We start from the raw sequence: 9,781 nt of genomic DNA on the forward strand, positions 1-9,781 counted from the left end.
GCTGGAAGTCAATCGATTCCTTTCGATTTAACTTCTGGCTTTTTTAGTGACAGGGATGGGAGGGTTACTATGAAATTTATGCATGTGGCTGACTTGCATTTGGATACGCCATTTGTTGGGATGGCTAAACAACTTCAGGTCGTGCAAAAACAATTGATTCAAGCACCATTTCTAGCTTTTGAACGATGTGTTTCAATCGCTATTAATCAAAATGTTGATTTTATGTTAATTGCTGGTGATGTTTATGATGCAGAAAGACAGACTATCTATGCGCAGAATTTCTTTTTAAAACAACTCAAGCGGTTAGCAGAAGTTGAGATTCCAGTTGTAGTTGGACATGGGAATCACGATTTTTTAAATTTAGAAAAAGCCGGTTTATCTTATCCGGAAAATGTGTATCATTTTGATCAACAAGAGGTTACTTTTTTTGATTTAAAACACAAGAATCAAGAAGTGACGCGAATTTATGGCTTTTCTTATACTCAACGCTGGATTCAAGAACGGATGATTCAACACTACCCAGTGAATCCTCAAGAGACAGATTATACGATTGGCTACCTACACGGTTCGGTAGAAAGTCTTCAGTCAACCAAAGGAAATTATGCTCCTTTTACCGTTAATGAATTAGTCGCAAAGAATTATGATTATTGGGCGCTAGGTCATATTCATCAAGCCTTAGTACTCAATGAGAACCCACTGATTCAATATCCAGGGACTATCCAAGGACGACACCGTAACGAATCAGGGGATAAGGGAGCCTATATCATTGAACTTAAGCAGGGTCAACCGCCAAAAAGCCGCTTTATTTCATTAGCACCAATCGTATGGCAAGAGGTTCGTTTAGATTGTCACAAAGATTGGCAAGTCAATCACTTGCTTGAGCATTTGGAACAGGTGCTCAATAATTATCAAGAAGAAGCCGATGCCAATCAGCAATCTCAATTATTGACTTTAATATTGGAAAATGCGCAACGATTAAATCCTGAACTTCAAGAGCAGATTGCCCAGGACCAGCTAAGTTTAGTGTTACCTGAACTGAATAACCATATTCCTTTTGTTGCCATTATTAAAGTCCAAATGCAAATGGAAACCAATTTCGATGCTTTTAGCTATGATGCAGGACTTAAAAATAGTTACTTGGAGGCTCTAGAGGCCTTAGTTGACGGTAGTTTATATGATGAGGTAACTAAAGATTTAGCTCAACATGCCACCATGCGCACTTGGTTGGCAGATTTAAGCAAGGATGCGGATTTTAAAGCTGAAATGATCCAAGCTACGCAGCAATTGATGATTCAAACCTTGGGTATCGATGCAGAGGAGGCTGACCATGAAGATTAAAACCTTAGATATTTATGGCTATGGTAAATGGGTCAATCAACGTTTTGAATTGAAAGATCAATTGCAGCTATTTTATGGACAAAATGAAGCCGGTAAATCTACTTTACAATCGTTTATTCGAAGCATGTTGTTTGGCTTCCCAACCAAACGCAAAAAGGTGAATCAGCCCAACCGGTATGAACCCAAATTAGGTGAAGTTTATGGGGGACGATTGTTACTCACTGAAACCAGTCATGGTGACATTTGGATTGAACGTACTCAAAAAGGATTAAAAATTACCAATACGGCAGGGGATTTATTACCAAATAAAACTTTAGATGAAGTACTTGGCGGTTTAAACGAAACACTCTATGATAACTTTTATGCCTTTAATCTGCAAAATTTACAAGAATTAGCCAATATCGATGTTGAACGATTAAGTGACTATTTTCTTTCAATTGGAACGGTCGGATCGGATAAATTTCTGAGCTTAGCTAAACAATTAGAGAAAGCGACCGATGACCTTTATCGACCTCAAGGTCAAAGTCGTCCATTGAATCAAGTGTTAAGCCAATACGATGAATTAGCACAAAAAGTTGATCGCATGAAACAATCGATGGGGCGCTATGATGCTTTAAATCAAGCAAAGCAGGAACAAGAAGCTGCGATTGAACAAATTAATCAATCGATTAATCAGTTAGAAACCCAAATAAGAGATTTAGACAAACTTCTAGGTCGATATGATATTTATCTAAAAGATCGGACAGTTAAACGCGAGTTAGAACAATTGATTTTTACGCCGATTCCTGAAGAAGGGTCGCAAAAATTAATGAAAGCGTCTAACGAAAATAAGCAAGCCAATGAAGAACTGATTCAGTTGCAAGAACGGATTCAGCAGTTGAAGACCGAACTTCATGCTCTGACCCGTTTAAACTGGGCTAACAATCATGAAGATCAAAGACGTCAGTGGGTCGTTCAAACTCTAAAAATCAAAGAAATTCAAGCCAAGATTGAACAGTTGACTGAACGGGTTCGTGAACAAGATGAAACCATGACCCAGTTAGCCGTCCAAGGACAATTTTATCCAGATAAAATAAAAGAAGATCTTGAATTTGATGAACAAATGGAAGCCGGTTTAGCTATTCAAACTCAAAAGATCGAATTAACTAAACAACAAGATACTTTGAAGGCTGAGCGAAAAGTCTTTTTGCAACAAAGGAAAGAACAGCAGCAATATAGCGTGACGGTTAGACAGCAAGTGGCTCAATTGGAAGCTGAACGAATGAACCAAGAAGCACAATTAGTTCAAGAAACGTCACTCAAACATTATTTCTTTGGTGCTTTATTTTTAATAACTGGATTAGCGGTATTACTTGTTAAATTTATGACGCCAGATAGCTCAAAAATGTTCCTAATTTTTGGTTTAATTTTTTCCTTAATTGGATTAGCTAGTATCGGATACATTTTTTCAGCTCACCGTAGACGGTTTGCGGATTATCGCAATGATCCAATCTTAAGTCAAATCCAAGATTTGCGGGAAAAAGAAGCCGATTATTATGAGCAAAGTAAACAAACTGGTTTACAAATTAATCAACGGGATGAAGTCATTGATCAGTTAGCGAATCAATTAGCAAAACTCGGTCAGGAACAAATTCAATGGCTTAAGCAAATTGGTTTCTATCCATCTGCCGATCCTGAGCTTATCTTGAAGGCCAATCCGGTAAAAAATTACTTCCAAGCAAAACAACAGAAGGAACATTTTCTTACTGAAATTAAACAATTAGAACAAAAAGTTGAAGAGTGGAAAACACAAATTCAACCGTTATTAGAACGCTTTCCTAGTCAAGAGGAAGCCACTCGTCAGTTAATCCGGCATGTGGAAGAAATTGAAGTTGATTTGGTTAAAACTCAAGAAAAAGGGCAACAGATCGATGCCCGAATTCAAGAGGCGAAATCCCAAATTCAAAAGAATCAAGAACTGATTTCTTCTAATCAGTCTCTGATACAGTCCCTATTTGATCAAACCAATAGTCAAAATGAATTGGATTTCATGCAGAAAGTGGAGACCAATAATCGCATTGAAGAGTTGAATGATAAACATAGTCTATATCAAGAACAAATGGTAGGTTTTGAAGACGCTCTGGCTCAAATTAAGAATAAGCAAAGTCTTATTGAAGATTATCACCGCTTAGAACACCAATTAGAATTGGCAAAAGAGAGTTTGGCACCTCATCACCACGAACGGGCCAACTTACTAGTTGAGATATCTCATCTTGAGCAAGATGGCACCTATCAAGATTTGAGTCAAGAGTTGGAAAATAAGAAAGCGGAAGTTCGTGAAATGGCATTAACTTGGGGTAAAAAACGCATGGCTATGGAGATGATATACCGCACCTTGCGTCAAGGTTTGGATAACCCATTGCCAGAGATGAACCGAATCGCGGATGAAATTTTCTCGACGCTAAGTTACGGACGCTATACGCAAATCAAACTGAATAAAACGGGTATTAAGGTGAAACAGTTTAGTGATATTCTTTTTGAACCACATGAACTTTCTCAAGGAACCTTAGAACAATTATATGTTGCTTTACGAATTGCCTTCGTTATAAATGCTCGTGAAATGGTTAAGATGCCAATCATTATAGATGATGCTTTTGTGAATTTTGATGAATTACGCAAGACGAGTATGTATCAAGTACTTGAAAAAATTGCCAAAGAAATGCAAGTCCTATTCTTTACCTTTGATTTGCAAGCGCGTGAATCATTTAGTGAGGATATTCGAATTGATTTAAGTGTATTAGAAAACAATAAGGCAAGTAGTGAGGCATAATATAAATCTACTTTTGGGTTTAGGAGGAAATCATGACGCAACTATATGATCTAAAAAACAACGAAGAATTTGGCATGTTTGTTCTAATCAAATCTGCGGATATCCGCATGGCTCGCAATGGCAACCCGTTTATTGCCTTTAGTTTTCAAGATCGGTCAGGCTCCATTGATGGGATGTATTGGTCCGCAACGGAACAAGAGATTGCTAAGTACCAACCTGGTAAGGTAGCTTTCTTACGTGGAGAACGTGATTCTTATCAAGGATCTCCTCAAATCAAAATTAAAGCTCTTCGCTTAGCCGATGAAGGAGAGCCCAATGACCCAAGTTTGTTTATTGAGCGAATAGAGGTTAACCAAGATGATCTAGAGGCGGAACTTAAAGATGCATTATTTGAGCTCAGAGAACCAAATATAGCACGAATTGTCAGAAAAATTTTGCATCAATTTGAAACAGAGTTCTACTTGCATCCAGCTGCAAAACGCCACCATCATGCCATGGCAGGCGGTTTGAGTTTTCACACGATTACGATGGTACAAATTGGACGCCAACTTTTAAAAATATATCCTCAACTAAATTCTAGCTTGCTGATCGGTGGAATTATACTCCACGACATTGGTAAAACGATTGAGCTCAGCGGGGCCATTTCGACGGAATACACACTAAAAGGAAAATTAATGGGTCATATCGTCATTATGGATGAATTGATTGATCGTGCAGCTGTTGAATTAGGTATTGATCCTGAAATTGAAGCGGTATTAGCTTTAAAACATGTTGTATTAGCCCATCACGGTAAACTCGAGTTTGGTAGTCCGGTTGTGCCGCAACTATTAGAAGCCGAAGTTATTCACCATATCGATAATATGGATGCAACTATTAATATGATGACAACTGCTTTAGCTAAAGTTGAACCTGGTCATTTTTCAGAAGCTATTTATCCATTAGATCGTCGACAAGTGTATAAACCTAAGTTCAAATAACCATCAAAGGGAGAATTATTATGACACAAGAAAAAGAATGTAAATGTCAGCAAAAAGGTCAAATTTGTCAATGCCAAAAGTCAAATGAAGAAGCAGAATGTACTTGCAAGCATCATCATGACCACGAAGGATGCTGCGGAGGTCACGGGCACCAACACGATCACGAAGGATGCTGCGGAGGTCACGGCCATCATCATGATCACGAAGGGGGCTGCGGAGGTCACGGGCACCAACACGACCATGAAGGATGCTGCGGAGGTCACGGCCACCAGCACGATCACGAAGGATGCTGTGGAGGTCATGGCTACCAGCATGACCACGAAGGATGCTGTGGAGGTCACGGCCACCAGCACGATCACGAAGGATGCTGTGGGGGTCACGGCCATCATCATGATCACGAAGGGTGCTGTTGTGGGCATAATCATGAACACTTTAATGATATTGAACCAGATGCTGGTGTTACCGTACAATTCTCAGGCTTATTTGAAGCTCCCATCGCGGAAGTCTGGGCCATGTTAACCGAAAACGAACGCTTGAAACAATGGTTCCCCGAGCTTGAATTTGAAGCAGTGGAACCTGGAGGGCGACTAATTTTTAATTATCGTGACGGTGGTTCGGAAGAGATGATGGTATTAGATGTTGAAAAACCTCATTATTTATCCTTTACTTGGGACATCAACATTGTCTCGTTTGAATTACAATCTGCTGAAGAGGGTCAAACTGAAATGGTCTTTACTGAATGGATTTCTCAAGTCAATGACCATAGTCCAGTTGATTTAACGGGCTGGATGATTTGCTTACAAAACATGGCGGCTGTATTAAATAATGAACCATTTGGTGACCGTGAAGAAAAATTTGATGAATTGTATCCACGGATTAAGACCATGCTAGAACAACAAACAGATCAAGAATTTGATTAAACTAAAAAAAGGAACGATTTCAATTGAAATCGTTCTTTTTTAATGAATATTATTCAGCTTTTGGTTTAGATTCTTGTGCTTGGCTAGCAGGTGCATCTTGACCTGTAGGTTGGGCAGATTGTTTTGAAATATTGATTAAGTCAGTTACAGCTGATTTAAGGTCGGCATCTTTAATATCAATTTTAGCTTTTTTGATTAACTCGCCGATAATGCCATAAGCAAATTTTTGATCAGCAAATTTACTATCGATATACTCTTTTTTCACTTGATCTTTGATTTTATCATAAGGTTTCTTTTCGCCATTATTAATCACTTTAATGACATGGTAGCCATATTGTGATTTAACTGGTTTTTCGGTCATTTGACCATTTTTAAGTTTAGTCACGGCTTTTTCAAATTCAGGTACCATTTGCCCTTTAGTAAAAGGACTTAATAATCCACCGTTTTGAGCAGATCCGTCAGTTGAAACTTCTTTGGCAACATCATCAAATTTTTCACCATTGTTGATACGATCGATGGCTTTTTGAGCTTCTTCTTCGGTTTTAACTAGGATGTGTTGGGCTTCCATCTTAGGTGAGTACCCTTCTTTGTAGTAGGCTTGAACCGCTTTGTCTGAAGTGTCGATTTCTTTTTCTACAACTTCACGGAACATATTACGAACATAAATTTGATGTTTAAATTCATCAATTGAACCTAATTGTTGATATGAAAGTAATTGTTGGAAGGTTTCTTCGCCACCAGCTTCTTTGACTTGCTTAGCAACTTCTTCATCTGCTGCTTTTTTAAGTTTATTAGCATCTTGGACATTAGCTTCTAAAACTTGTTCTAAAATCATAGTCCGTAGGGTGGCAGTACCTGAAGCTTTCTTCATTTCGTTATAAAAATCACCCTTTGTGATTTTTTTATCGCCAATCGTGGCAATAACTTGACTATCATTTTGGCTAGCTTGTTTATCATTGGCTTGTGAGCAGCCAGTAAGTAAAGTTGCGCCAGTAGCAATTGTCATAAAGGTAATTACGTGTTTCTTCATAAGTAATCGGCTCCTATTTATCAAATTAGCAAAAAAATGCTAGGATTATGCATAAAAAAACTATAACATAATCCTAGTTGAAATTGAATATCTTCATAGAAATTACAAGCTTATTTATTAATTTGAATGTCTTCCATTCCATCTTTAATGTCTGTTTGTAAGGTTTCAACTTGATTCATAACGCGGTTAATACGAGGTTTGCTTTCTTCGGAAAAATGTTGAATCGCTGTTTGTAAATCTTTAACAGCACTTTGAGCTTGTGGTAATCCTTCTTTGGATAAGCGTTCAATAGCTACTTTAAGATTATCCACTTTGAAACGAACATCGTCGACATCCGTTCGAGTTTGATCAAGATAAAGTTTTAAATCTTGACGGGTTTCTTCTCCTTTTTTAGGGGCGTTTAATAAAGCTACAATCCCTCCGATGACACTACCAAATAATAATCCTTGTCCGAATTTTGACATAATAACCCTCCTATGATAATTGATTTGAAAGTTTACTTGCGATTTGACCTAAGCTTTCGGCATCATAGTCAGCTTGATGATTCGTGAAAGTTAGACCAAAGCCATCTTCTTTGTGATAACGGGGAATAAGATGGAAGTGTGAATGAAAGACCGATTGATAGGCAAGAGGACGGTTATTGTTAACAATATTAAGTCCCTTCATGTCTGGAAACGCTTGTTCCATAGCACGAGCAATTTTAGGAATTCGAGCGAAGACTTGCCCAGCTAGGTCATCCTCGTAAGCAAAAATATCTGTCACATGTTGTTTTGGAATAACTAAAGTATGACCAGGGGTAACTTGTGAGATGTCTAAGAAAGCTAAAACAAGCTCATCTTCATAAACCTTATGACAAGGAATCTCACCAGCAACTATCTTACAAAAAATACAATCTTCCATTAATAACACTCCTTAAACGGATAAAGTTGGCTTTGTCTAAAGGATAACATACTTTTGCCCAAGTCTGAAATGATTTAGCGCAAAAATAGAGAAATTGAATGATGGCACCAACGTATTTAGTGTTCATAAAAAAATCATATTTTATTCACTATAAATTACATTCTAATCATTTTTTTTCATATTATTTTCTTTATTAAATCCTTTTAACAAGGGTCTCGTATGCTATAATATGTTTGTTATTTAATCAGGAGTGTAAACATTAAGGTGGGTGTGAAGGTGAAAGAAAAACGCAATGGCCATTTTTGGCAAATGATCTTGCTATTAAGTCTTATGGGAAGTCTTATTATCCAAGCTTGGGTAGTTGTTCCTATTTTGGCTCAAGAATCGAGCGAGGAATCGAGTTATGATTCGATTGAATCAGTTAGTGAAATGAGTGAATCTTTCACTTCAGAAGAGGATCCGCTTAGCGAGGATTCTGAGACTAGCGAGGAGTCAACTAGCATGATGGATGAAACGCCGATTCAAGATTTTTCGGCATACGCACCTTATATCCACTATATTAATTATCGTTACCAAACTAATAATCAAAAAGCTGAAACAATGGAAGTTATTATGGAATACACGCCAGATAATAATGGCATTTTTCAAATTGCAGTCTTTGCTAATAAGCAAGTCAGTGCCCATGTACTTCAGATCCGATCTACTGGTCTATATGAGTTAGCGACTTTTGACCAATATAGTGATGTTAAAGATTTGAGATATTCTCCGGAAGCTAGTGATGCGGATGAAAGTCTGATTATGCCAAGTGATTTGACTGTTGGCAAAAGTTTTAAAATGGGTGGTAAAGAAAACGGTCGTCGCAAAATTCTAGCTCCCGTCTCTGAATTGACAATCGGTAACCATCAGACTTTTTCTGATGTAATCTGTATCCAAGAAGAGAAAACAGTAGCGGGTCAGGTTCAAACGCAAAATTATTATTATGCAGCGGGAGTGGGCCTTATCTATGTAGAACAAGTGGATAGCCAAGGACATTCAAATCCTGTATTGCAAATTACAAGTACACAAGGTAAGTTAAACTAAAGGCGTCATAACGAAAAGGGCAATTTTTTCTTGCATTTTTGCTGGATAATTTGTATTATTAAATAGTTAGGTCGCCGTAGTGTAACGGATATCACACAAGATTCCGGTTCTTGTAATGGGGGTTCGATTCCCTCCGGCGATATATTTTATACTATTTTTGCTTATATTAGCTATCAGAAACGTTGATTTATCAACGTTTTTATTTTTTAAAAATGTTAGTTTTAAAATCTTTTGGCACAAATTTGGCACAAATGGCACACATTCGTTTACTTATTCAGCACTTAATTCAATACTTTAGTTTTTTTATCAGAAGCAGAATATTAGACAGATCCTTCTATCTTTACTATCCTTAGGTTAGACTTAGTAGAAGGAGGAATTATAGATGAGTGAAGAAAAATTTGATAGTAAGTTAGATCAAGTAGCTGGCAATGCAAAGGAAATAGCTGGTAAAGTCACTGACAATAAAAGCCTAGAAGCAGAAGGAAAAGTTGAAAAGCTTAAGGGCCAAGCTGGCGAAGCATTAACTGATGCTAAGGAAACCCTCAATGGAGCACTCGATGGGTTGAAGGATAATAAGTAAAGTAAGTAAAAAGCCATCGTTGTAGTGGACCCAAAAAGTTGAACTTTTTATTAAGCCACTGTCATTAAAGCAAGATTTCTGTATTCTACAGGAGTCTTGCTTTTTAATTTTCTCTTCTTCCTAACTAAATTATAATATTCTATATAG

The 9,781-nt window shown here is 37.5% G+C and carries 10 protein-coding genes and 1 tRNA gene; 7 read left to right on the forward strand and 4 right to left on the reverse strand.

What is annotated here, in order from left to right; translation table 11 throughout:
• The first annotated feature begins 69 nt into the window (after nt 1–69).
• From EIH20_RS07685 to EIH20_RS07700, 4 genes are read left to right on the forward strand one after another with little or no spacing between them, the layout of a single operon-like run.
• Entirely contained in the window at nt 70–1,338 is a 1,269-nt protein-coding gene (locus EIH20_RS07685) for a metallophosphoesterase family protein (RefSeq protein ID WP_124059399.1), read from the forward strand.
• A complete protein-coding gene (locus EIH20_RS07690; RefSeq protein ID WP_124059401.1) occupies nt 1,328–4,147 on the forward strand; it encodes an ATP-binding protein in 2,820 nt (939 codons plus the stop codon). Before EIH20_RS07685 ends, EIH20_RS07690 begins: the two co-directional genes overlap by 11 nt.
• Nucleotides 4,148–4,179: 32 nt before the next feature.
• Nucleotides 4,180–5,124: a 3'-5' exoribonuclease YhaM family protein gene (locus EIH20_RS07695; RefSeq protein WP_124059403.1), complete on the forward strand. Its 945-nt coding sequence runs from the start codon at nt 4,180–4,182 to the stop codon at nt 5,122–5,124.
• A 20-nt stretch (nt 5,125–5,144) separates the two neighbouring features.
• Entirely contained in the window at nt 5,145–6,044 is a 900-nt protein-coding gene (locus EIH20_RS07700) for an SRPBCC domain-containing protein (RefSeq protein ID WP_124059405.1), read from the forward strand.
• Nucleotides 6,045–6,093: 49 nt separating this feature from the next.
• Here EIH20_RS07700 and EIH20_RS07705 read toward each other — a convergent pair whose 3' ends face one another.
• From EIH20_RS07705 to EIH20_RS07715, 3 genes are all read right to left on the reverse strand, one after another.
• A complete protein-coding gene (locus tag EIH20_RS07705) occupies nt 6,094–7,074 on the reverse strand; it encodes a peptidylprolyl isomerase (RefSeq protein ID WP_241152414.1) in 981 nt (326 codons plus the stop codon).
• A 110-nt stretch (nt 7,075–7,184) separates the two neighbouring features.
• Nucleotides 7,185–7,538 (reverse strand): YtxH domain-containing protein, encoded by a 354-nt coding sequence (locus EIH20_RS07710; protein ID WP_124059407.1) that lies wholly within the window; start codon nt 7,536–7,538, stop codon nt 7,185–7,187.
• 10 nt (nt 7,539–7,548) lie between these two features.
• Nucleotides 7,549–7,974: an HIT family protein gene (locus tag EIH20_RS07715; RefSeq protein WP_124059409.1), complete on the reverse strand. Its 426-nt coding sequence runs from the start codon at nt 7,972–7,974 to the stop codon at nt 7,549–7,551.
• A 276-nt stretch (nt 7,975–8,250) separates the two neighbouring features.
• On the opposite strand from EIH20_RS07715, the gene EIH20_RS07720 reads away from it, so the two are divergent.
• The 3 genes from EIH20_RS07720 (at nt 8,251) to EIH20_RS07730 (ending at nt 9,634) form a co-directional block, all read left to right on the forward strand.
• The gene (locus EIH20_RS07720) at nt 8,251–9,054 is read left to right on the forward strand and encodes a hypothetical protein (protein WP_124059411.1); all 804 of its coding nucleotides are present in this window, start codon (nt 8,251–8,253) and stop codon (nt 9,052–9,054) included.
• Between the two features lie 70 nt (nt 9,055–9,124).
• Nucleotides 9,125–9,196: transfer RNA gene (locus EIH20_RS07725), tRNA-Arg, on the forward strand.
• A 240-nt stretch (nt 9,197–9,436) separates the two neighbouring features.
• Nucleotides 9,437–9,634 (forward strand): CsbD family protein, encoded by a 198-nt coding sequence (locus EIH20_RS07730; protein ID WP_124059413.1) that lies wholly within the window; start codon nt 9,437–9,439, stop codon nt 9,632–9,634.
• Nucleotides 9,635–9,684: 50 nt separating this feature from the next.
• On the opposite strand, the gene EIH20_RS08755 is transcribed toward EIH20_RS07730, so the two are convergent.
• The gene (locus EIH20_RS08755; protein ID WP_420894250.1) at nt 9,685–9,777 is read right to left on the reverse strand and encodes an IS3 family transposase; all 93 of its coding nucleotides are present in this window, start codon (nt 9,775–9,777) and stop codon (nt 9,685–9,687) included.
• Nucleotides 9,778–9,781 lie beyond the last annotated feature (4 nt).

It is taken from the genome of Vaginisenegalia massiliensis (assembly GCF_900604935.1).
GTDB lineage: Bacteria > Bacillota > Bacilli > Lactobacillales > Aerococcaceae > Vaginisenegalia > Vaginisenegalia massiliensis.

Coding starts and splice junctions, on each gene's coding strand:
- EIH20_RS07685 (WP_124059399.1), top strand. CDS start 70: ATGAAATTTATGCATGTGGCTGACTTGCATTTGGATACGCCATTTGTT.
- EIH20_RS07715 (WP_124059409.1), bottom strand. CDS start 7,974: ATGGAAGATTGTATTTTTTGTAAGATAGTTGCTGGTGAGATTCCTTGT.
- EIH20_RS07700 (WP_124059405.1), top strand. CDS start 5,145: ATGACACAAGAAAAAGAATGTAAATGTCAGCAAAAAGGTCAAATTTGT.
- EIH20_RS07705 (WP_241152414.1), bottom strand. CDS start 7,074: ATGAAGAAACACGTAATTACCTTTATGACAATTGCTACTGGCGCAACT.
- EIH20_RS07690 (WP_124059401.1), top strand. CDS start 1,328: ATGAAGATTAAAACCTTAGATATTTATGGCTATGGTAAATGGGTCAAT.
- EIH20_RS07710 (WP_124059407.1), bottom strand. CDS start 7,538: ATGTCAAAATTCGGACAAGGATTATTATTTGGTAGTGTCATCGGAGGG.
- EIH20_RS07730 (WP_124059413.1), top strand. CDS start 9,437: ATGAGTGAAGAAAAATTTGATAGTAAGTTAGATCAAGTAGCTGGCAAT.
- EIH20_RS07695 (WP_124059403.1), top strand. CDS start 4,180: ATGACGCAACTATATGATCTAAAAAACAACGAAGAATTTGGCATGTTT.